The organism is Nocardioides sp. BP30, assembly GCF_029873215.1.
Lineage (GTDB): Bacteria > Actinomycetota > Actinomycetes > Propionibacteriales > Nocardioidaceae > Nocardioides.
Genome location: NZ_CP123620.1, coordinates 1800121 through 1822096, shown reverse-complemented (window position 1 = coordinate 1822096; position 21976 = coordinate 1800121). Strand labels below are relative to the sequence as shown.

Here is a 21976-nt window from a genome sequence, read left to right as displayed (position 1 = left end):
GAAGGACCTCAGACTACCTGGTCCACGGCCGGTCTCGGCCACCCCCGAAGCGTGTCATCGACCCCCGACAACTTTGCTCAGCCGAGCCCCTCGGCCCCGCTCCACTCCATCCGCAGGTCGGGCTCGCGCTCCTCGTTGTCCGTGCCGCCAGCACCCTCGACCACGGCGAAGCCGCGGCGCTCGTAGAAGCGCCGGGCCGGCTCGTTGACGGCGAACACGTAGAGCCCCAGGCCCTCGGGGCGCAGCGACTTCACCAGGTCCAGGAGCGCGCCGCCGAGACCCGTTGCCTGCCACCCGGGTAGCACGTAGAGGTCGTCGAGCCAGGTGGCGGTGAACCGGGCGTAGCCGACGACGTCGCCCTCGACCTCGGCGACCCAGAGCTCGTCCACGGCGAGCCGGGCCGTCAGGAAGGCCGCGATCTCGTGCTCGGGATGGATGTTCGGTGGCATCGGCGCGATCGCTCGGGCCGCGACCTGGATCGCCGCCAGCTCCCTGGCGTCGGCCGGCTCGCCGGGCCGCAGCACCGTCACGGAACGACCGGTCGACGGGCACGGAACGACTTCTGGGCTGTCACGACGTGACCCCTCGGCTCAGTCCGACTCGCGGATGACGTCGAGGGCCCGCTGCAGGTCCGCTGGGTACGGCGAGGAGAACTCGACGTACTCGCCGGTCTCGGGATGCTCGAAGCCCAGCCGGTGGGCGTGCAACCACTGGCGCGTCATCTGGGTCCGTCGCGCGAGCGTCGGGTCTGCGCCGTAGGTCAGGTCGCCGACGCAGGGGTGCTTGGTCGCGCTCATGTGCACCCGGATCTGGTGGGTGCGCCCGGTCTCGAGGTGGATCTCCAGCAGCGAGGCGAACCGGTGCGCCTCCAGCGTCTGGTAGTGCGTGATCGAGGGTCGGCCGTCGGCCCGCACGGCGAACTTGTGGTCGAACCTCGGGTTGCGACCGATCGGGGCATCGATGGTCCCCTCGAGCGGGTCCGGATGACCCTGGACGAGCGCGTGGTAGACCTTGTGCGGCGTACGGTCGCGGAAGGCCTGCTTGAGGACCGAGTAGGCATGCTCCTGCTTGGCGATCACCATCAGGCCGGTCGTGCCGACGTCGAGCCGCTGCACGATGCCCTCGCGTTCGGTGGCTCCCGACGTCGAGATCCGGAAGCCGGCCGCGCGCAGGTGACCGACCACCGTCGGGCCGCTCCACCCCGGGGAGGGATGTACGGCGACCCCGACGGGCTTGTCGATCACCACGATGGCGTCGTCGTCGTGGACGATGCCGATGCCCTCCACGAGCTCCGGCACGATCTCGAGCGGATCGCGCTCGACCGGGATGGTCGCGTCCAGCATCGAGCCTGCGGAGACCCGGTCGGACTTGGCCGCCGCCCTGCCGTCGAGCGTCACCAGTCCCTCGGCGATCAGCTCCGCAGCACGCGTGCGGGAGACACCGAAGAGCCGCGCCATCGCGGCGTCCAGTCGCTCCCCTTCGAGCCCGTCGGGCACGAACAGGGTGCGCTGGTCACTCACCAGGCTTCTCCCGGCCCGGCGCGTCGCTTCCCCCCACGACGTCCTCGGGCTCCGCAGCCGGTCGGGCCCCGCTCAGACGAACGCCTCGCCACGCGAGGATCAGGATGAGGAGGGCCGCGATGTTGATGCACACGTCGGCGACGTTGAAGATCGGCCAGTGCGGCAGCTCGAGGAAGTCGACGACGTGGCCGCTGAACCCGCGCGGGGCACGCAGGATGCGGTCGGTGAGATTGCCCGCGATCCCGGCCGCGAGCAGGCCGAGCGCCGTCGCCCACAGCCGGGTGCCGGCACGGACGGCGACGAAGAGCGTGACCGCCAGCGCGACGATCGCGAGCACGGTGAAGAAGACGGTGTGGGACGTGCCGGTGCTGAAGGCGGCCCCCGGATTGCGGGTCAGGTCCAGTCGCAGCAGTGCGCCGACCAGGTGCCGTGGCTCCCCGGGCGTCAGGTGCGCTGCCGCCAGGGCCTTGGTGATCTGGTCGACGGCGTACGCACCGAGCGCGACCGCGACGAACAGCAGTCGCAGCGCCGGGCTGCGTCCGAGCGTCGTGGCCTGGGGTCTGGTGTCGCTCAGCGACGTTCCTCGCGCGTCTTGCATGTCATGCAGAGTGTCGCACGCGGGAATGCCATCAGCCGCATCTTGCCGATCGGCTGACCGCACGACTCGCACTGCCCGTAGCTGCCGTCGGCGATCCGGCCCAGGGCCCGCTCGATCTGGTGCAGCTTGTCGCGCTCGCTGTTCACCACCGTGAGCTCGTGGTCGCGCTCGAAGCTCGTCGCGCCGACGTCCGCCTGGTCCTGGCCCGCTCCGTCGCCCGAGTCCTTCATCAGGCCGTCGAGCTCGGCCTCGGCCGCCTGGAGCACCTCGAGGCTGTGCGCCCGGGTGGTGGTGAGCTCGTCGAGGACCTCGTCCAGCTCGTCGTCGGTCCAGGGCTCCTCGCCCTCCTTGACCACGAGGGTCTCGGCCGAGGCCTTCAGGGGTGCTGCCTTCTTCGCCACGACGCTCACTTTCTTCGGAACGGACTGCGACACTGTCGCGGATGCGGCCAACTCGTCGGGCATGGTTTCTATTCCCGCTCTCTCCCCCGGCCTGTCCCCGAATCGCAGGCGCGTCCGGGGAGGCTATCCGCTGGGGCGCGCACGCTCAACCGACAGGCCGGGCCCACCTCGTCGCCCCTGCGTGAATTCTTCGTGCCCTGAAGACACCGACGGCCGGCTCCCATCGGGAGCCGACCGTCGGTGGACGTGCTGGTGAGGACTCAGCCCTCTTCCTCGCCGAGGATCGAGCGCAGCCGCTTCGGCGCTGCCGGAGCCTCGTCGCCGCCGCCCTGGCCGGGCGTCTCGGGCGTGGTGTTGAGCGCCTCGAGCTGCTGGGTGAAGTAGCTCTTGAGGCGGGAGCGGTACTCCCGCTCGAAGGAGCGCAGCCCCTCCACCTCGTGGGTGAGCTTGTCCTTCTCCCGCTCCAGGTCGCCGAACAGCTGCTGGCGACGAGCAGCCGTCTCGGAGTCGAGCATCGACGCACGGGTGCGCGCGTCCGACTCCATCTTGTCGGCCTTCTCCTTCGACTCCGACTCCAGGCGCTCGGCCTTGGTCCGAGCCTCGCCGACGATCTTGTCGGCGTCGTTCTTCGCCTGGTCGATCAGCGCGTCGTGGTTGCGCGTGGCCAGCTCCAGGAGCCGAGCCGCGGCGTTGGACGCCTCAGGCACCGTCTCCACGCGGATCGTCTCGATCCCACCCGTCGCCGGCGCTGCCGCCGGAGCGGCGACCGGAGTGGGCTGCGGAGCCGGCGGCTCCGGAGCCTTCTCGACCACCGGCGCCGGCGTCTCGACCTGAGCGCTGCGTGCGCCACCGGCGCTCTGCGCAGCCGAGAGCTTCGCGCGCAGGTCCTCGTTCTCCTTGGTGAGCCGCGCGAGCTCAGCCTCGACCTCGTCGAGGAACTGGTCGACCTCGCCCATGTCGTAGCCCTCGCGGAGCCGGACGGGAGTAAAGCGCTTGTTGCTCACGTCCTCTGGCGTCAGCGGCATGACCTCACCCATTCATCTCGTTGTTGCAAAACAATGGTGCTCGAGTCGAAACTCTAGCGCTTGCGGACCGGGCGGACTCCCCCGCCGTCCCTGCATCCCTGCCCGGGGCAGGACCTGGTGCGGTTCAGAGCAGGTATCTGACGTCGATCTGCAGCAGGACGTACGCCACCAGCATCACGATCAGGAAGCTCAGGTCCAGCGCCACCGTACCGAGCCGCAGCGGCGGGATCACCTTCCGCAACGCGTTGATCGGTGGATCCGTGGCGCTGTAGACGCCCTCGAGGACGACGAGCAGGGCTCCCCGTGGCTCCCAGGACCGGGCGAAGACCTGCACCCAGTCCACGATGAAGCGGATCCACATCAGGGCGAGGAAGACCCACAGGAGGACGTAGAAGATCATGCCGATCGCGTGCATAGCGGTCGTAACCCTAGTGGAGCCCGTCAGCTCTGGTTGAAGAACCCACCCTCGGCCAGTCGCGCCTTGTCCTCAGCGGCGATGGTGACGTTCGGCGGTGAGAGCAGGAAGACCTTGTTGGTGACCCGCTCGATGTCCCCGCGCGTGGCGAAGACGAGACCCGCGGCGAAGTCCACCAACCGCTTGGCGCCGGCGTCGTCCATGTCGCTGAGGTTCATGATCACCGGGATGCCGTCACGGTAGGACTCCCCCACCAGGCGCGCCTCGTTGTAGGCCGTCGGGGTGACGGTGACGATGCGGGACAGCTCGATCGGCGCGGGTGCGGCCTGCACGGGCGCCGTACGGCGGCGCTCGGCCAGATCGGCGACCGGGGCCGGACGCTGCTCGCGCACACGCGGCGCCTGGGTGCCGGTGACGGCTCGGCCGTCGTGCTCATCGGACTCGTAGCCCCGGTCGTACCCACGCTCGTCGCGACGGTCGTAGCCGCGATCGTAGGCGGACTCCTCGTCGTACCGGCCGGTGTCCTCGACCAGGCCGAGGTACTCACCGATCCTGCGCATCGCGCCGCTCATGTTGTTGCCTTCCGGTGGTATGGAACTGTCTGGGACATTACTTGACCGCCGGCCTCGAGCCGAGCACCGCGGAGCCGACACGCACATGTGTCGCACCGTGGCGGATCGCCTGCTCGAGGTCGCCGCTCATCCCGGCCGAGAGCCGGGTCGCGTCGGGATGCCGGTGCAGGAAGCCGGCACGGATCGTGGCGAGCCGTGCGAAGGCCTCCGCTGGGTCGGCGCCGAGGGGCGCCACCGCCATCAGGCCGCGCAGCCGCAACCCGTCGTACGTCGTGACCTGCTCGGCGAGCTGCGCCAGCACCTCCGGCGCCGCCCCGCTGCGGTGGGTGGCGTCGGGGGCGTCCAGGCTGACCTGGAGCAGCACGTCCAGCGGACGGCCGCGCTCGGCGGCGCCTCGGTCCAGCCGCGCGAGCAGCTCGGGCCGGTCGACCGACTCGACGACGTCGGCGTAGCGGGCCACCGCAGCGGCCTTGTTGGTCTGCAGCCCCCCGATGAAGTGCCAGGCGATGTCCAGGTCGGCGCACTCCTCGGCCTTGGCCTGGGCCTCCTGGTGCCGGTTCTCGCCCACCTCCCGCACGCCCAGCGCCGCGAGGAGTCGTACGTCGGAGGCCGGGAAGAACTTCGTCACGACCACCAGGCCCACGTCCCCGGCAGGCCGGCCGGCAGCGCTCTCAGCGGCGGCGATCCGCTCCCGGACGCGGTCCAGACGGCTCGCCAGCTCCTGCTCGCGCGCGCTCATCCGAACCACACCAATCCCGCCAGCCGGCCCGACCGCTCGCCGTCGCGGCGATGGGAGTGCAGCCGCTCGTCCTCGAGCGTGCACCGCTCCACGCTCCTCACCCGCTCGCCGTCGATACCGGCGGCCGCGAGCTGGTGCCGCACACCCGCGCCCAGGTCGAGGGACGGCGTGTGCCAGGACGTCTCCGCGAAGGTGGCCGGCACGACGGCCGCGACCTCCGCGCGCAGCTCCTCGGGCACCTCGTAGCAGCGACCACACACGTGCGGCCCGATCCACGCCCTCAGCTCGCTCGCCCCGAGGTGGCGCATCCGCTCGACGGTTCGGCCGACGACGTCGAGCGCGACACCCTTGCGCCCGGCGTGGACGGCGCCGATGACGCCGGCCGCCGGGTCCGCCAGGACGACCGGGACGCAGTCGGCCACCCGGATCATCAGCCCGACGTCGTGGCGACCGGTGACCAGAGCGTCGGCGACGGGTGTCGCCGCACGGGGCGCCGGCACGTCGGCGTCGACCACCTCGAGCACCGCGTCCCCGTGCACCTGGTGCAAGCGGGCGAACGGCACACCGGCGACCTCGACGATCCGGGCCAGGGCGTCGGGGAAGCCGTCGCGCAGGCCCTGAAGATCGAGGGACGCGTCGGTGAACGCGACCTCGACCCGGGAGCTGCCCGGACCGAGGTCGCAGGTGTCACGGAACGCGAACATGGCTCACTTGAGGAAGTCGGGCACGTCCAGGTCGTCGTCCTCGAACTGGACCGACGGAGCCGCCTGGCGCGGCGTGGCAGCCGGCGGAGGCGTCGACGGACCAGCCGGGGCCGCAGCCTGCTGGGGTGCCTGCACCGCCGGAGCGGACGCGGCAACGGCGGGGACCGGAGTCGGCTGCTGGTCCCGCCGTACGGGTGCCTGCGCGGCCGCCGGACGGGTGTCCTGGCCGCGCAGGGTGGTCTCGCGCTTCTTGGGCATGCCACCGTCGAACCCGGCCGCGATGACGGTCACCCGGACCTCGTCGCCGAGGGCGTCGTCGATGATGGTGCCGAAGATGATGTTCGCCTCCTCGTGCACGGCATCGGCGACGAGCGCGGCGGCCTCCTGGATCTCGAACAGACCGAGGTCGGAGCCACCGGCGATGGAGAGCAGGACGCCGTGCGCCCCGTCGATGCTCGCCTCGAGCAGCGGGCTCGCCACGGCGATCTCGGCGGCAGCGACGGCCCGGTCCTCGCCTCGCGCCGAGCCGATGCCCATGAGCGCGGAGCCGGCGTTGGACATGACCGCCTTGACGTCGGCGAAGTCGACGTTGATCAGGCCGGGCGTGGTGATCAGGTCGGTGATGCCCGAGACGCCCTGGAGCAGCACCTGGTCGGCCTGCTTGAACGCGTCGATGACCGAGACGTTGCGGTCCGAGATCGACAGCAGCCGGTCGTTGGGGATGACGATGAGGGTGTCGACCTCCTCGCGGAGCTTCTCGATGCCCTCGTCGGCGGACTTGCGGCGACGCGCGCCCTCGAAGGCGAACGGACGGGTGACGACACCGATGGTCAGGGCGCCGAGGCTGCGCGCGATCCGGGCGACGACCGGGGCACCGCCGGTGCCGGTGCCACCGCCCTCACCGGCCGTCACGAAGACCATGTCGGCCCCCTTGATGACCTCCTCGATCTCGTCCATGTGGTCCTCGGCGGCCTTCTCGCCGACCTGCGGCTGCGCCCCGGCGCCAAGGCCCCGGGTCAGCTCGCGACCGATGTCGAGCTTGACGTCGGCATCGCTCATCAGCAGCGCCTGCGCGTCGGTGTTGATCGCGATGAACTCGACCCCCTTGAGGCCGACCTCGATCATGCGGTTGACGGCGTTGACACCGCCCCCACCGATGCCGACGACCTTGATGATCGCCAGGTAGTTCTGTGCAGCTCCCACGGTGGTCGCCCCTCACTTATCGCTTGCTTGCCGACGCTGTTGCTTCCGAAGTCTTCCGGCGAGTCTCTCAACCCTGACCCTCATCCTGAGGGTTATAGTTATGTCAACCTCGCCGTGATCAGAACACTAGGCAGCGCAGCCCGCCAGATCGCGCAGACACGCGGGCCCGCTCGTGACTGGCGCACAATTCGCCGTACGACGTGGCGCGCCGAGCCGGGCCGGGTCTGCGACGCTGCCGGAGGACGGGGCGCCGGGTCGGGGGCAGCGGGCGGCGCCGAAGCGGCGCTGCCGGAGGACGCGCCGGCGAGGAACGAGCCGCCGCGCGGCCGTAGGCCTGCCGCGAGGGGCCGACCCGCGGCCCCCGGCCCGACTCACCACGGACGGAGGCCCGACTCAACCGGGACGGAGGCCCGACTCAACCGGAGGTGACAGGCTGTCCTGGGACCGACACGTCGTAGGTGCGCGCATCGGGCTTCGCCTTCATCAACGCCGCCAGCACCTCGGCCTTCGTGGCCGAGTCCGATGCGCTCCCCCACTGCACGTTCTTCCCCGACGACAGCGCGAGCGAGATCTCGTCGACGCTCTTGACCTCGACGTGGTCGACGTCGGCGGAGAGGTCGCGCGGCAGGGCGGTCACCACCTCCGCCGCCTGCTGCAGCGCCGAGGCGTCGGTACCGGCCGGCGTGGAGACCTTCGGCAGGCCGCTCGGTGCGCGCTTGTAGGAGGAGAACACCACGCCGTCGGCGTCCAGCGCGTGCAGCGCCCCGCCGATCTCGATCACCGCGACGGGGGTGCGCTCGACGACGTCGATCCGGACCTTGGAGGGCCACTCCCGCGACACGTCGACCGACTTCACCGCCGCCAGGGCGGCGACCCGGCGCTGGACCGCGGCGAGGTTCGCGCGCAGCAGCGGACCCCCGGTCGGCACGTCGGCGGCGCGACGGATCTGGGCGGAGGTCAGCGTGGTGTCACCCGAGACCCCCTGGACGTCGACGCTCTTGACCGAGAGCCAGGAGGAGAAGTACGCCGCCCACAGGCCTCCTGCGACCAGCAGGAGGACCACGAGCACCGCGACGACGTACCGCCAGGCGAGCCAGCGGCGACGCCACTGCCGCCGGGCGAACCGCCTGCGGGTGCGCTCGGCGGTGTCGGCCTCGGCGGCGCCGGTCCCCGCGCGTCGGCGCAGGCTAGGCACCCCGCTCCCCGAGCAGCTCGAGCACCTTCGGCCCCACCTCGGTCACGTTGCCGGCACCGAGGGTGAGGACCAGGTCGCCGGGTCGCGCGAGGTCGGCCAGCGCGGCGGCGGCCTCGTCCAGGCTCGCCACCAGTCGCTTGCGTTCGTGCGGGATCGCATCCGCCACCAGCGCGCCGGTCACCGCCGGGTCGGGCTCCTCCCGCGCGAGGTAGACGTCGAGCACGACCACCTCGTCGGCGGCGCCGAGCTCGCGGCCCATCTGTGCGCCGAAGATCCGGGTGCGGGAGACCAGGTGGGGCTGGAAGGCGACGATCAGCCGACCGGCTCCGGCGACGGACCGGGCCGCCACCAGGTCGCCCGCGATCTCCGCCGGGTGATGGGCGTAGGAGTCGTAGACCCGGACGCCGGCGGCCTCGCCCTTGCGCTCCATCCGCCGCCGGGTGCCCGTGAAGCTCTCCAGCCCTGCCTTGAGCCGGTCGAAGTCGTAGCCCAGCCGCAGCCCGACGGTCAGCGCGGCCAGCGCGTCGGCGACGTAGTGCCTGCCCGGGATCTGCAGGGTGATCCGGCCGAGCTCGCGGACCACGGCGCCGTCCCGGTCGAACACGGTGAAGGAGGAGGTGGTCCCTTCCAGGACGACGTCCACGGCCCGGACGTCGGCCAGGTCGGACTCGCCCACGCCGACGAACCTGCGACCCAACGAGGTCGCCACCGAGCGCAGCGCCGCAGCACCGTCGTCGTCCACGCAGGCGACCACCAGGCCACCGCGCTCGGCCGGGTCGACCCGGCCGATGAACTCGGCGAAGGCCTCCTGATAGGCCTCCTCGGTGCCCCACTGGTCGAGGTGGTCGGCCTCCACGTTCGTCACCACCGCGACGTGCGGGCGGTAGACGAGGAAGGCGCCGTCGCTCTCGTCGGCCTCGGCCACGAACAGGTCGCTGCCGCCCTGCCCCGCGTTGGTACCGGTGTCGGACAGCTCGCCACCGACGGCGTACGTCGGGTCGGCACCGGCCGCCTGGAGCGCCACGGTCAGCAGCGAGGTGGTGGTCGTCTTCCCGTGCGTGCCGGCGACCGCCAGCACACGGCGGCCGGCCATCACGGCCGCCAACCCGGCCGAGCGCGGCAGCAGCCGCAGCCCCAGCCGGCGGGCCTCGACGATCTCGGGGTTGTCCTCGCGCACGGCGGTGGACACGACCAGCGTGTCGGCTCCGTGGACGTGCTCGGCGGCGTGCCCGACGAAGACGGTCGCGCCCGCCTCTCGGAGCCGGTCGAGCGTCGAGGAGGCGACACCGTCCGATCCGCTGACGGTGATGCCGCGCGCCAGCATCAGCCGGGCGATCGCCGACAGGCCGGCGCCGCCGATGCCGACGAAGTGCACCCGGCCGAGCTCCTCGGCCGGGAGGATCCGCTCCGGAACGGGAACCCTCATCGACCGGCCCGCTGCGCTTCGGGCGCCGAGCCCGCGGGTGACCCGCTGGACCGGACGATCCGCTCGATCCCCGTGCTCATCGCCGCGCCACCTCCAGCACGATGCGCGCCAGCTTCTCGTCGGCGTCGCGCGGGATGAGTGCGCTCGCCCTGGCGCCCATCGTGGCGAGACGGTCCGCGTCCGAGGCGAGCGGCACGACCGTGTCGGCGACCCAGTCGGCGGTGAACTCGGCATCCGGCACGAGCAGCGCACCACCCGCCTCGACGACCGGCAGCGCGTTGAGCCGCTGCTCGCCGTTGCCGATCGCCAGCGGCACGAAGACGGCCGGTACGCCGACGGCAGCGGCCTCGGTGACGCTGGAGGCGCCGGCCCGACAGACCATCAGGTCGGCGGCCGCGAGGGCGTAGTCCATCCGGTCCACGTAGTTGACGGCGACGTAGGGCACGCCGCTGGCGGGCACCCGGGGCAGCTCGTTCCTCGGCCCGACCACGTGCAGCACCTGCACGCCGGCGTGGGCGAAGACCGGCGCCGCGGCGGTGATCGCCTCGTTGAGCCGGCGCGCGCCCTGGGAGCCACCGGTCACCACCACCGTGGGACGCGAGGCGTCGAGGCCGAAGAACGCCCGGGCCTCGGCCCGGACGGCCGCCCGGTCCAGCGTGGAGACCAGCCTGCGGATGGGCAGGCCGACGTACTCGGCGTGCGGGAGCGGGGTGTCGGGGAAGCTCACACCGACACGCGCTGCCACCCGCGCGCCGATCCTGTTGGCCAGCCCCGGCAGCGCGTTCTGCTCGTGCACCACCACCGGCACCCTGCGGCGGCGGGCGGCCAGGTAGACCGGCAGCGAGACGTAGCCGCCGTACCCGACGACGACGTCGGGCTCGACCCGGTCGAGGACGGCGCGCGCGGCCCGCACGGCGCGACGCAGGTTGGCCGGCACCCGCATCAGCTCGGCGTTGAGCGCACGCGGGAGCGGCACCGGCGGGATGAGCTCGAGCGGGTATCCGGCGGCGGGGACGACGGCGTTCTCCAAGCCTCGCGGCGTGCCGACGCAGGTGATCTCCGCGCCGGGTTCGAGCCGGCGCAGGGCGTCGGCGGTGGCGAGCAGGGGCGAGGTGTGGCCGGCGGTGCCGCCGCCGGCGAGAAGGACGCGCATGGTGCTTGAAATCTACCGGGCCGAGACGCCGGCCGAACGGGACCTCTTGCGCTGCGCGAGCGCCTCGGCGGCCTCCGGCTCGCGGCGGGCGAAGCCGATCACCAGACCGAGCGCGACCAGGGAGGGCAACAGCGCCGATCCCCCGTAGGAGACCAGGGGCAGCGGGATGCCGATGACCGGCAGGAAGGCGAGCACCATCCCGATGTTGATCACCGCCTGCCCCACCAGCCACACCACCACGCCGAAGGTGACGTACCGGACGAACGGGTCGCTGGTCTGGCGCGCCACCCGGATGGCCGCGTAGGCGAGCACCACGAACAGTCCTATCACCAGCATCGTTCCGACCAGGCCGAGCTCCTCGCCCAGGACGGCGAAGATGAAGTCGGTGTGCGCCTCGGGCAACTGGCCCCACTTCTGCCGCGACGCGCCGATCCCCTCGCCGAACCACCCGCCGGAGGAGAGCGCGTAGAGGCCGTGACCGGCCTGCCACCCGGCCCCTTGGAAGTCCTTGAACGGGTTCAGGAAGTTCTCGATGCGCACCTGGCGCTCGTGGCTGATGCCGACGAAGAAGAGCGCTGCCGAACCGACCACGAGCAACGCGATGACGAACCACTTGCTCGGGAAGCCGACGACCCAGAGCAGACCGAGCAGGATGGCGCCGAAGACCAGCGCGGTCCCGAGGTCGTGCCCCACCAGCACCAGCATCGTGGCCAGCAGCAGGCCGGGCACGACCGGCATGATCATGTGGTGCACGCTGCGCAGCCGGCGCTCCTTGAGTGCATAGATGTGCCCGGCCCACAGCACCAGGGCGAGCTTGGCGATCTCCGAGGGCTGGATCTGGATCGGGCCCAGCGCCAGCCAGTTCTTGTTGCCGTAGACCGAGATGCCCATGAAGGCGGTCATCAGCAGCAGACCCAGGGAGAGCACGTACGCCGGCCACACCAGCCGCCGGATCCAGCGCTGCGACATCCGACTCGCCAGGTAGGCGACGGGAAGACCGAGCAGCACCCACATCAGCTGCTTCTTGACCACGGCGTAGGAGTCGCCGTTGTAGTAGTGGTAGGCGTAGACGCTGGACGCACTCATCACCATGATCAGCCCGATGACCAGCAGCAGCGCCGAGGCGCCGAGCAGCAGGTAGTAGGACGTCAGCGGCCGCTCGAGCGCCTCCTGGAGCGTGGTGAGCCGGTGGCTGAGCCACGAGCCGGCCCACGCGCGGAGCGGGAGCCGCTCGGGAGAGGCGGCGCCGGCGGTCTCCTCGGGGTTGGCCGTGGTCACCGCTCCCCCTCTCCGCTCGACAGCTAGCTGATCTGGTCCCGCACCGCGGCGACGAACGCGTCGCCCCGCGCCTTGTAGTCGCGGAACTGGTCCTGACTCGCGCAACCCGGCGCCAGCAGCACCGTGTCTCCGGCGACTGCGAGCCGGGCGGCGGCCTGCACCGCGTGCCCCATGACTGCGGCACCAGTCTCGTCGGCGGGCAGCGCGATCACCGGGACATCGGGGGCGTGTCGCGCAAGAGCCTCGGCGATCACGTCCTGGTCACGTCCGATCAGCACCACGCCCCGGAGGCGGTCGCGCACCGACGGCACCAGCCCCTCGAAATGGGCGCCCTTGGCCAACCCGCCGGCGATCCACACCACCGGGTCGTAGGCCTGCAGCGAGGCCTGGGCGGCATGCGGGTTGGTGGCCTTGGAGTCGTCCACCCAGGTGATGCCGCCGTGAGTGGCGACGGTCTCGATCCGGTGTCCGTCGGGGCGGAAGGAACGCAGCCCGTCCCGGACCGCCCGGGGGCTGACGCCGTGCGCCCGGGCCAGCGCGGCCGCGGCGAGAGCGTTCTGCACGTAGTGAGGTGCCGGGGTGTGCCCGAGCGCCTGGCCCAGGTCGTCGATCGTGCACAGCTCGGCAGCGCTCGTCTGCCGCTCGGCGATGAACGCCCGGTCGACCAGGATGTCCTCCACCACCCCGACCATGCCGACGCCGGGCATGCCCAGGGTGAAGCCGATCGCCCGTGCACCCTCCTGCACCTCGGCCTCCTCGACCAGGTGGCGGGTGAGCTCGTCCGCGGCGTTGTAGACGCACGCCCGGCTGACACGTTCGTAGATACGGCCCTTGTCGGCGGCGTACTCCTCCATCGAGCCGTACCAGTCGAGGTGGTCCTCGGCGAGGTTGAGCACCGCTGCGCTCTCGGCCGCCATCGACTGCGTGTAGTGCAGCTGGAAGCTGGAGAGCTCGACCGCGAAGACGTCGTAGGGCGCCGGATCCATCACCGCCTCCACGATCGGCAGGCCGACGTTGCCGACGGCGACCGAGCGCAGGCCGGCGGTGCGCAGGATGGTGTCGAGCATCTGCACGGTCGTGGTCTTGCCGTTCGTGCCGGTCACCGCCAGCCACGGCGCGGCGTTGCCGCCGGGTCCGGTGTCGCGCAGCCGCCAGGCCAGCTCCACCTCGCCCCAGATCGGGATCCCGCGGTCGCGGGCCTGCGCCAGCAGCGGCGCCGACGGCCGCCACCCGGGAGAGGTCACCAGCACGTCGACGTCCTCGGGCAGCCGCGCCGTCTGGCCCGCACCGAGCCGTACGTCGGCGCCCAGCACCCGGAGCAGCTCGGCCTTCTCCTGACGCTCCTCGTCCCCGGTCGACTCGTCGAGCGCCGTCACCTCCGCGCCGAGATGGAGCAGGTTGTCGGCGGCGGCGAAGCCGGAGACGCCGAACCCGGCGACGACGGCGCGCACGCCCTCCCAGGAGTCGCGCCGCCCCAGGGCCGCGGGGTCCGGGCCGGTGGATCCGGAGCGGGTCACGAGACCGCCACCCAGGCGCCGTAGAAGAGTCCGAGGCCGGCGGCCACGCAGATGCCGGCGATGATCCAGAACCGGATCACGACGGTCACCTGCTCCCAGCCGAGCATCTCGAAGTGATGGTGGATGGGCGTCATCCGGAACAGTCGCCTGCCGGCGCCACCGTTGCGCTTGGTCAGCTTGAAGAAGCTGACCTGCAGGATCACCGAGAGCGTCTCGAGCACGAAGATGCCGCCAATCACGGCCATCAGCAGCTCGGTGCGGCTCATGATCGCGAAGCCGGCCAGCGCGCCGCCCAGCGCGAGCGAGCCGGTGTCGCCCATGAAGATCTTCGCCGGGGAGGCGTTCCACCACAGGAAGCCGAAGCAGGCCCCGGTGATGGCGGCGGCCACGATCGCCAGATCGAGCGGGTCGCGCACGGTGTAGCAGTGCAGCTGGTCGACGTTGGGCCTGGTGCTGCCGCAACGCTGGTTGTTCTGCCAGATGCAGACCAGGGTGTAGGCGCCGAAGACCATCATCGACACGCCGGTGGCCAGCCCGTCCAGGCCGTCGGTCAGGTTCACCGCGTTGCTGGTGGCGGTGACGATGAACCAGATCAGCACGATCACGATGACCAGCGGAAGCTTCGGTCCCCAGTCGTGGATGGTCGAGAGGTAGCGCGAGGCCGGGTGCACGCCCCGGTCGTCGGCGAAGAACATCGTGGCCAGGATGCCGAAGATGACCGCGACCGCTGTCTGGCCGATCATCTTCGCACCGCTGCGCAGGCCGAGGTTGCGCTGCATGAAGACCTTGATGAAGTCGTCGAGGAAGCCCACCAGGGCGCACCCGAAGAACAGGAAGATCAGCAACCAGCCGCTCGCGCTGGGCGCGTCGCCCTCGGCGAACTTGGCCACCAGGTAGGCGACCACCGCCGCCAGCACGATCGCGACGCCGCCCATCGTCGGCGTACCGCGCTTGGTGTGGTGGCTGGTCGGGCCGTCGTCGCGGATCTCCTGGCCGTAGCCCCACTTGGTGAACTGCCGGATGGCCAGCCGGGTGCCCAGGAGCGAGAGGAGCAGCGCGATGACGCCACTCAACAGGATCGCTCTCATGCACCCACCTTCACTTCGCTGACACGGCCGTCGCCATTCTTCCTCACCCGGGACCCGGGTGGTCGCTGCCCCGCCGGGGCTATGCGTCGGTTGTGAGACTGCTCTCGGGCGCGGCCCCTGCGGCCTCGACCTCGAGGCGTGCGCGGATGACCTCGCGCGCCACGTCCCGGTCGTCGAACGGGTGCGTCCGCTCGCCCACGATCTGTCCGCTCTCGTGCCCCTTGCCGGCGATCAGCACGATGTCGCCTGCGGCGGCCGAGACGATGGCGGACAGGATCGCCTCCCGCCGGTCGCCGATCTCGCTGACCTCGGCGCGGCCCTCCGCGGCGCCGGCGAGCACCGCCGCCCGGATCGCGGCGGGGTCCTCGGTCCGTGGGTTGTCGTCGGTCACCACGAGTACGTCGGAGAGGCGTGCGGCGATCTCGCCCATGATGGGCCGCTTGCCCGGGTCGCGATCGCCACCCGCGCCCAGGACCGTGATGATCCTTCCCGCGGTGAGCGGGCGCAGCGTCCGGATGGCCGCCTCGACGGCGTCGGGCTTGTGGGCGTAGTCGACGACGACGGTGAAGTCCTGGCCCTCGTCGATCCGTTCCAGCCGGCCGGGCACGCCACCCGAGCCGCCCAGCGCCGCGGCGAACGCCTCGGCGTCGAGCCCGGCCTCGGCCACCGCCGCCACCGCCGCGAGCGCGTTGCTGACGTTGAAGTCGCCCGGCAGCGGCACGCGCACGTCGTAGCGTCCGGTCGGTCCCACCGCGGTGAAGGTGGAGCCCTCGGGCTGCAGGTGGATGTTGCGGGCGCGCCAGTCGGCCTTGGCCCCTTGCGCGGAGAAGGTGCGGACCGGGAGGTCGGTCTCCCGCGTGAGCCGGCGACCGTGCTCGTCGTCGATGCAGATCAGGGCCAGCCGCGCGCGCTGCGGGGTGAAGAGGGAGGCCTTGGCGCGGTAGTAGTCCTCGAGGTCGGCGTGGAAGTCGAGGTGGTCGCGACCCAGGTTGAGGAAGACGGCCACGTCGTAGACGACACCGTCGACCCGTCCCATCACCAGCGCGTGGCTGGAGACCTCCATCGCGCAGGCCTCGACGCCGGCCTCCCGCATCACCCCGAAGAGCGCGTGCAGGTCGGGGGCCTCCGGGGTGGTCAGCGCCGTCCTCAGGTCGCGGCCGGCGACCCGGGTGCCGACCGTGCCGATCACGCCGGCCGGCACCTCGGCGGCCTCCAGCCCCGCGGTGATGAGCCGCGTGGTGGTGGTCTTGCCCTGGGTCCCGGTCACGCCGATCATGCGCATCTCGGTGGCCGGCTCCCCGTAGATCCGGGCGGCCAGGCGGCCGAGCAGCCGGCGTGGGTCGTCGGCGAGAAGCACCGGTACGCCGGCCAGCACGGGTGCGTTCGGCCGCACCCGCTCGATGCCCTCCTGGTCGGTCAGGACCGCCACCGCACCGGCCTCGACCGCGTCCTCGACGTACTCGATGCCGTGCACCCGGCTGCCGGGTAGGGCGGCGTAGAGGTCGCCGTCCAGGATGCGCTGGGAGCTCAGCGAGATCCCCGTGACCTCTGTGTCGGGATCGCCCGCGAGGGTCAGCATCGGGTCGCCGGTCTCGGCCAGGATCTCGGCCGCGAGCGCACCGACCCGCGTCCGCAACGGTCGCTGGGGGCGGGTACTGGCGATCTGGCGCTGATGCTCGCGCCGCTCGCGGTCGGCAGGACTCATGGTGGGCTCAGGCTAGTCCAGCACAGGCACGAGGCCGCACCGACCCGCCTCCCGTCCGGCCGCGCATCGTGGCGAGCGCGAGGAGGTCAGGCGTGGGTCAGGGGCGACCGTGCTTGTCGTTGCCCTTGCCCCACATCGTCGGCAGGTTGGAGGGCGTCGTGTCCGTCGGGGCGACGCCGTAGCGACGCAGCGCGAAGCTCATGATCTTCTGCCACACCGGGCCGGCCGTGACGCCGCCGCCGACCGCGCCGCGGCGGGCGTCGTTGACCACCACGTAGACGGTGAAGCGGGGGTTGTCGGCGGGCGCGAAGCCGGCGTACGACACGGTCAGGCTGCCGTCGTAGCACGTGCACGCCGGGTTCACCCGCTGCGCCGTACCGGTCTTGCCGGCGACCCGGTAGCCGGGGATCTGGGTCGCGGGGGCGGTGCCGGTCTTGGGATCGGGGACCCGCTCCATCATCTTCATCATCTGGGTCGCCGCCCGGGCGCTGACGACGCGGTGACTGGTGGTCTCGTCGGTGCCGACCTTCTCCCCCGCGTCGGTGGTGGCAGCGCCCTGGATGATGTTGGGATCCACCCGGACACCGCCGTTGGCGACCGCGTTGACGGCGCTGACCATCTGCAGCGCGTTGACCGAGACGGACTGGCCGAAGTCGACGCGGTCCTGGATCTGGTGGTTCCACTGCGTCGTGGAGGGCAGGATGCCCGGCGACTCGCCGAGCAGGCCCACGTTGGTCCGCTGACCGAGGCCGAACTGCTCGAGGTACTGGTGCAGCTGACCGTCACCGAAGCGGTCGGCGGCGAGCACCGTGCCGATGTTCGAGGAGTTGGCGATGACACCGGCCAGGGTCAGCCGCAGCGTGCCGTGGGTCCACCAGTCGTGGATGACCCGGTCCTGCCGGTGCAGGTCCGGAGGCACGACCAGCTTGGTCCGGTCGGTCACCTTGCCCGCATCGATCAGGGCTGAGAGCGTCAGGATCTTCTCCACCGACCCCGGCTCGTAGACCTCGTTGAGCGAGCGCGCACCGCGATCGGCCTTCGGCGAGGCGCCGGGGTCCGAGGCGTCGAACGTCGGGTCGTCGGCCAGGGCGAGGATCTCACCGGTCTTGACGTCCTGCACGATCGCGATGCCGTTGAGGGCGTCGGCCTTCTCGTCGGCCTGGCGCAGCACCCGCTGGGCGTACCACTGCAGCTCGCGGTCGATCGTGGTGTGCACGTCGGTGCCGTTGACCGGCTCGACGGTCGAGGAGTCACCGAGCGGGATCCGGGTGCCGCCGGAGACCTCGTAGGTCTCGTGGCCGTCCTTGCCGGCGAGCTGGTCGTTCAGCGACTTCTCCAGACCGGCGAGCGGTCCGTCCGTGCCCAGGAAGCCGACCACGTTGGCGGCCACGTCACCGGCCGGGTACTCACGGATCGGGTCGTCGGCGGTGTAGAGACCCTTGTAGCCCGCCGCCTCGGCGGCGTCGACGGCCTCGGTCACCTTCGCGGCGGGCTGCTTGCGCGCGACATAGACGTAGTGCTCACCGCTGCCGCTCGCCTTGCCCTCCAGCGCCGTCAGCGTCGTGGTGTAGTCCAGGTCGAGCTTGTTGGCGAGCAGGGTGGCCAGCTCCGGGGCGTACTGCTGGGTGATGGTCGGGTCGGCCGTGATCATCAAGCCGTCGGCGGAGTCGGCGAGCGGCTCGCCGTTGCGGTCGAGGATCTCGCCGCGCTGCGCCGGCAGCACCTGGTGCTGCAGGTTCTCCTGCTCGGCGGCCTGGGCGTAGGCGTGCGGATCGAAGCCCTGCAACTGGATGAGTCGGGCACCGAAGAGGGAGAGCACCATCGCGATCAGCAGGAAGCCGATCCGCATCCGCAGGTGCGGGGAGCCGCGGCGCAGGCCTCGGCGCTCGTCGGTGGGGCGCACTGAATCCCTCATCTGTGACTGGTGTGACTGTTGAGCACTTGTCTACCGTGCGCCGGCCCCGGCACAGGGCAGCCCGCCCGCGTGTCGTCTCAGTGCTGCGCGGCGTTCGCCCCGGCAGCCTTCAGCGCCGCCTTGTTGGCAGCCTTCTTCGCAGCCTTCTTCGCAGCCTTCTTGGCAGCCTTCTTCGCCGCGGCGCTCGCCGACGGCCCCATCATCGGCTTCGCCTTCGGGGCGGTCGTGGCCGGCTTCGGGTTGCGCGCCCACAGCTGCGGCGTGGAGTCGGCGGTCGCGGGCACGGGCGTGCCCTCCACCTTCCCCGACGGCACGTTCAGCACGGCCGGGCTGCCGGCGATCACCATGCCGTGGGCCTGTGCCTTGGCCGCGATCACCTGCGGGTCGTCGAGCTGCTGCAGGTCGGACTGGAGCGCCTGCTGGCGCGCGGCGAGGTTGTCGGCCTGGGTCTGCAGCCGCGCCTCCACGAAGGCCGCCTGCTGCATCGAGGTGTTGAACATCAGGAGTCCGATCACGCCGGCGAGCAGGATCGCGGTGATCAGCGCGATGAACGGCAGCCGCGGCGCGCGCGAGCGACCCACCCGCGGCACCACGGTGAGCCGGGCGCGCTGGAGCGCGACCGGATCCGCCCAGGCCGCGATGCGACGTACCGAACGAACGGCTGCTGCGGCGGTGTTGCTCATCGGCGTGCTCCCCGGGTGGATGTTGTCCTGATGCGTTCGACCGCGCGCAGCCGGACCGAGGCGGCACGCGGGTTCTGCTCGATCTCCTCGGGCGTGGCCTGCTCGGCGCCACGCGTGAGGAGTCGGAAGTCGGGCTCCATGCCCTCGGGCACGAACGGCAGATCCGGCGGTACGTCGAGGCGGGTCACCGCGGTGAACGCCTGCTTGACCAGCCGGTCCTCGAGCGAGTGGTAGGACTCGACCACGACGCGACCGCCGGGGCCGATCGCCGCCAGCGACGCCGGCAGCGCCCGCCGCAGCGCGCCGAGCTCGTCGTTGACCTCCATCCGCAGCGCCTGGAAGGTGCGCTTGCCCGGGTGACCGCCGGTCCGCCGCGCGGGCGCCGGGATCTCCGCGTAGAGCAGCTCCACGAGCGGACCGCTGGTGCTCCACGGCTCGACCTCGCGGCGCCGCACGATCGCTGCAGCGATCTTCTTGGCGAATCTCTCCTCGCCGTAGTCACGCAGCACCCGGGTCAGCTCGGCGGCGGAATAGGTGTTGAGCACGTCGGCGGCGGTGAGGCCGCCGGTGGCGTCCATCCGCATGTCGAGCGGAGCGTCCTCCGCGTAGGCGAAGCCGCGCTCACGCTGGTCGAGCTGCATCGAGGAGACGCCGAGGTCGAACAGGACCGCGTCGGCGCCCCCGACCGGGTCGAGTCCCTGGCCCTCGAGCACGTCGGCGATCTCGTCGTACACCGCGTGCACGCCCCGCCACCGCTCGCCGAACCCGGCCAGGCGCTCGCCGGCCAGGGTGAGCGCGGAGGTGTCGCGGTCGATCCCGAGGATCCGAACACCGGGCAGCCGTCGCAGCACCGCCTCGGCATGGCCGCCGTGCCCGGTGGTGGCATCGACCAGCACGGCCGGCGCTTCGGGCGTGCCGTGGGCGAGAGCGGGAGCGAGCAGGTCGACGATCCGGTCGAGCATCACCGGCACGTGCTGCTGCTCCACTTTCCCCCACCTCCCTGTGGCGTCGAACGTGTCTCGGACTCGGCGCGGGCCACACGGACCCGAAAAGCGGACCCGCAGAGCCAGGTCTCATGCCCGCTCCCGGGGTTGCGTCGAACCCCGTGGAGACCTCTTCTGGAGCCGGGGAAGTGACCCCAGAGAAGTCGGGAGAGCGGGACTGAGACCTCGTCCTGCGGATCCGCTGTTGTGTTGTGTCCTGCTACTGCACGGGTGCCTCGTCGAGGTCGGAGAACTTGTCCGCCGTCTCGGCGTCGTACTCCAACCAGCGCGCCTGGTCCCAGATCTCGAGCCGGTCGCCGACGCCGATCACGGCGACGTCCTTCTCCAGCCCTGCGTAGGCCCGCAGCAGCGGCGCGATGGCGATCCGCCCCTGCTTGTCCGGGGTCCCGGAGTCGGCGCCGGAGAAGAAGGAGCGGGTGACGTCACGCGTCCCCCGCAGCTCCCGCGGCTGCGCCATCACCCGGGCCGCCTCGGCCGAGAAGACGTCCTCGGGCCACACGACCAGGCATCGCTCCTGCCCCCGTGTGATCACGACGCCCTCCGCCAATCGGTCCCTGAACTTGGCCGGGAGGATCAGCCGCCCTTTCTCATCGAGCTTGGGAGTGAAAGTCCCCATGAAGAACATGGCGCCCCTCCACTCCCATGGCCTCTTCCTCCACTTTGCTCCACACTACTCCACTTCCCTCCACCGTCAACCACATCCCAGGCGTTTCGCTCCCCCTGCCACCCCCGGCCACGCGGTGGCGCCCTCCCCGTGCGCCCCGTGCGCCCCCGTGCGCCCCCGTCGCGGCGCGGGTGGCCGATGAGTGCCCGATGAGTGCCCGATGAGTGGCAGACACCCCCACCGCCCACGCCGTACGGTTGAGGCGTGAGTACGCCGAGCGCCGACCTGGAGACCGTGGCCCGGGTCTCCGGCCGCATCCGGGGCAACGTGGAGCGCGTCATCGAGGGCAAGTCCGACGTGGTCTTCTCGACCCTGGTCGTGCTCCTCGCCGAGGGCCACCTGCTGATCGAGGACGTGCCGGGGGTGGGCAAGACGCAGCTCGCCAAGGCGCTGGCCCGCTCCATCGACTGCACCGTGCGGCGGGTGCAGTTCACCCCCGACCTGCTGCCCTCCGACGTCACAGGGGTCTCGGTGTTCAACCAGAACACCCGCGAGTTCGAGTTCCGGCCCGGCGGCGTGTTCGCCAACATCGTGGTCGGCGACGAGATCAACCGGGCCTCCCCCAAGACCCAGTCGGCGCTGCTGGAATGCATGGAGGAGCGCCAGGTCACCGTCGACACCACCACCTACCAGCTCGAGTCGCCGTTCCTGGTGATCGCCACCCAGAACCCGATCGAGATGGAGGGCACCTACGTGCTGCCCGAGGCGCAGCGCGACCGCTTCATGGCGCGGGTCTCGATCGGCTACCCGCCGGCGGCAGCCGAGATGGCGATGATCGCGGCGCACGCCGGAGCCAACCCGCTCGACGACCTCGAGCCGGTCACCGACGCCGCCGAGATCCGCAAGCTGATCGGCATCGTCAACCAGGTGCACGTCTCCGAGCCGGTCCAGCGCTACGCCGTCGGCATCGTGAGCGCGACCCGCGCCACCAACGAGCTGTCCCTGGGCGCCTCGCCCCGCGCCACCCTGCACCTGGTCCGCGCCGCGAAGGCGGCCGCGGCACTGCAGGGCCGCGACTTCGTGCTGCCCGACGACCTCAGCGGCCTCGCGGTGCCGGTCCTCACCCACCGCCTGCTCCTCAGCGCCGAGGCTGCCCTCGGCGGCCGCCAGGTCCCCGACGTGCTGCGCAGCCTGCTCGGCGCCGTCCCGGTCCCGTCGGCCTGATCGACGA

22 protein-coding genes are annotated in these 21976 nt (G+C 71.5%); 1 reads left to right on the top strand and 21 read right to left on the bottom strand.

Going from position 1 to position 21976, the window contains the following annotated elements:
* Positions 1–77: 77 nt before the first annotated feature.
* From P5P86_RS08580 to mraZ, 21 genes are all read right to left on the bottom strand, one after another.
* The gene (locus tag P5P86_RS08580) at positions 78–530 is read right to left on the bottom strand and encodes a GNAT family N-acetyltransferase (RefSeq protein ID WP_280610901.1); all 453 of its coding nucleotides are present in this window, start codon (positions 528–530) and stop codon (positions 78–80) included.
* 60 nt (positions 531–590) lie between these two features.
* Complete coding sequence (locus P5P86_RS08575) at positions 591–1457, bottom strand: RluA family pseudouridine synthase (protein ID WP_446724936.1); 867 nt, start codon at positions 1455–1457, stop codon at positions 591–593.
* Between the two features lie 55 nt (positions 1458–1512).
* Complete coding sequence (locus tag P5P86_RS08570) at positions 1513–2118, bottom strand: signal peptidase II (protein ID WP_280610899.1); 606 nt, start codon at positions 2116–2118, stop codon at positions 1513–1515.
* Entirely contained in the window at positions 2091–2519 is a 429-nt protein-coding gene (locus P5P86_RS08565; RefSeq protein WP_280610898.1) for a TraR/DksA family transcriptional regulator, read from the bottom strand. Before P5P86_RS08565 ends, P5P86_RS08570 begins: the two co-directional genes overlap by 28 nt.
* Before the next feature lie 260 nt (positions 2520–2779).
* Complete coding sequence (locus P5P86_RS08560) at positions 2780–3544, bottom strand: DivIVA domain-containing protein (RefSeq protein WP_280610897.1); 765 nt, start codon at positions 3542–3544, stop codon at positions 2780–2782.
* Between the two features lie 124 nt (positions 3545–3668).
* The gene (locus P5P86_RS08555; protein ID WP_280610896.1) at positions 3669–3959 is read right to left on the bottom strand and encodes a YggT family protein; all 291 of its coding nucleotides are present in this window, start codon (positions 3957–3959) and stop codon (positions 3669–3671) included.
* Positions 3960–3985: 26 nt separating this feature from the next.
* A complete protein-coding gene (locus tag P5P86_RS08550) occupies positions 3986–4531 on the bottom strand; it encodes a cell division protein SepF (RefSeq protein WP_280610895.1) in 546 nt (181 codons plus the stop codon).
* A 37-nt stretch (positions 4532–4568) separates the two neighbouring features.
* Positions 4569–5270, bottom strand: coding sequence for a YggS family pyridoxal phosphate-dependent enzyme (locus P5P86_RS08545; protein WP_280610894.1), 702 nt, complete (start codon positions 5268–5270; stop codon positions 4569–4571).
* Positions 5267–5974: a peptidoglycan editing factor PgeF gene (gene pgeF, locus P5P86_RS08540; protein ID WP_280610893.1), complete on the bottom strand. Its 708-nt coding sequence runs from the start codon at positions 5972–5974 to the stop codon at positions 5267–5269. The genes P5P86_RS08545 and pgeF overlap by 4 nt, the downstream gene beginning before the upstream one ends.
* Positions 5975–5977: 3 nt before the next feature.
* The gene (gene ftsZ, locus P5P86_RS08535; RefSeq protein WP_280610892.1) at positions 5978–7177 is read right to left on the bottom strand and encodes a cell division protein FtsZ; all 1200 of its coding nucleotides are present in this window, start codon (positions 7175–7177) and stop codon (positions 5978–5980) included.
* Positions 7178–7592: 415 nt separating this feature from the next.
* On the bottom strand, positions 7593–8372 hold the full coding sequence (locus P5P86_RS08530) for a cell division protein FtsQ/DivIB (RefSeq protein WP_280610891.1): 780 nt from the start codon (positions 8370–8372) through the stop codon (positions 7593–7595).
* Entirely contained in the window at positions 8365–9798 is a 1434-nt protein-coding gene (gene murC, locus P5P86_RS08525; protein WP_280610890.1) for a UDP-N-acetylmuramate--L-alanine ligase, read from the bottom strand. The genes P5P86_RS08530 and murC overlap by 8 nt, the downstream gene beginning before the upstream one ends.
* A 76-nt stretch (positions 9799–9874) precedes the next feature.
* Positions 9875–10951: an undecaprenyldiphospho-muramoylpentapeptide beta-N-acetylglucosaminyltransferase gene (murG, locus tag P5P86_RS08520; protein WP_280610889.1), complete on the bottom strand. Its 1077-nt coding sequence runs from the start codon at positions 10949–10951 to the stop codon at positions 9875–9877.
* A 12-nt stretch (positions 10952–10963) separates the two neighbouring features.
* The gene (gene ftsW / locus P5P86_RS08515; protein WP_280610888.1) at positions 10964–12229 is read right to left on the bottom strand and encodes a putative lipid II flippase FtsW; all 1266 of its coding nucleotides are present in this window, start codon (positions 12227–12229) and stop codon (positions 10964–10966) included.
* 23 nt (positions 12230–12252) lie between these two features.
* Positions 12253–13761 carry a UDP-N-acetylmuramoyl-L-alanine--D-glutamate ligase gene (gene murD, locus P5P86_RS08510; protein ID WP_446724935.1) on the bottom strand — a complete coding sequence of 503 codons (1509 nt, stop codon included), beginning with the start codon at positions 13759–13761 and terminating at the stop codon, positions 12253–12255.
* On the bottom strand, positions 13743–14834 hold the full coding sequence (gene mraY, locus P5P86_RS08505) for a phospho-N-acetylmuramoyl-pentapeptide-transferase (RefSeq protein ID WP_280610886.1): 1092 nt from the start codon (positions 14832–14834) through the stop codon (positions 13743–13745). Before mraY ends, murD begins: the two co-directional genes overlap by 19 nt.
* 79 nt (positions 14835–14913) lie before the next feature.
* Positions 14914–16539 (bottom strand): UDP-N-acetylmuramoyl-L-alanyl-D-glutamate--2,6-diaminopimelate ligase, encoded by a 1626-nt coding sequence (locus P5P86_RS08500; RefSeq protein WP_280610885.1) that lies wholly within the window; start codon positions 16537–16539, stop codon positions 14914–14916.
* Positions 16540–16636: 97 nt separating this feature from the next.
* Positions 16637–18454, bottom strand: a complete 1818-nt coding sequence (locus P5P86_RS08495; protein ID WP_280610884.1) for a peptidoglycan D,D-transpeptidase FtsI family protein — start codon at positions 18452–18454, stop codon at positions 16637–16639.
* A gap of 77 nt (positions 18455–18531) precedes the next feature.
* The gene (gene ftsL / locus P5P86_RS08490) at positions 18532–19137 is read right to left on the bottom strand and encodes a cell division protein FtsL (RefSeq protein ID WP_280610883.1); all 606 of its coding nucleotides are present in this window, start codon (positions 19135–19137) and stop codon (positions 18532–18534) included.
* Complete coding sequence (gene rsmH, locus P5P86_RS08485) at positions 19134–20099, bottom strand: 16S rRNA (cytosine(1402)-N(4))-methyltransferase RsmH (protein WP_280611231.1); 966 nt, start codon at positions 20097–20099, stop codon at positions 19134–19136. Before rsmH ends, ftsL begins: the two co-directional genes overlap by 4 nt.
* Positions 20100–20340: 241 nt before the next feature.
* A complete protein-coding gene (gene mraZ / locus P5P86_RS08480; protein WP_280610882.1) occupies positions 20341–20757 on the bottom strand; it encodes a division/cell wall cluster transcriptional repressor MraZ in 417 nt (138 codons plus the stop codon).
* Positions 20758–21009: 252 nt separating this feature from the next.
* On the opposite strand from mraZ, the gene P5P86_RS08475 reads away from it, so the two are divergent.
* On the top strand, positions 21010–21969 hold the full coding sequence (locus P5P86_RS08475; protein ID WP_446724928.1) for an AAA family ATPase: 960 nt from the start codon (positions 21010–21012) through the stop codon (positions 21967–21969).
* The last annotated feature ends 7 nt before the right edge of the window (positions 21970–21976 follow it).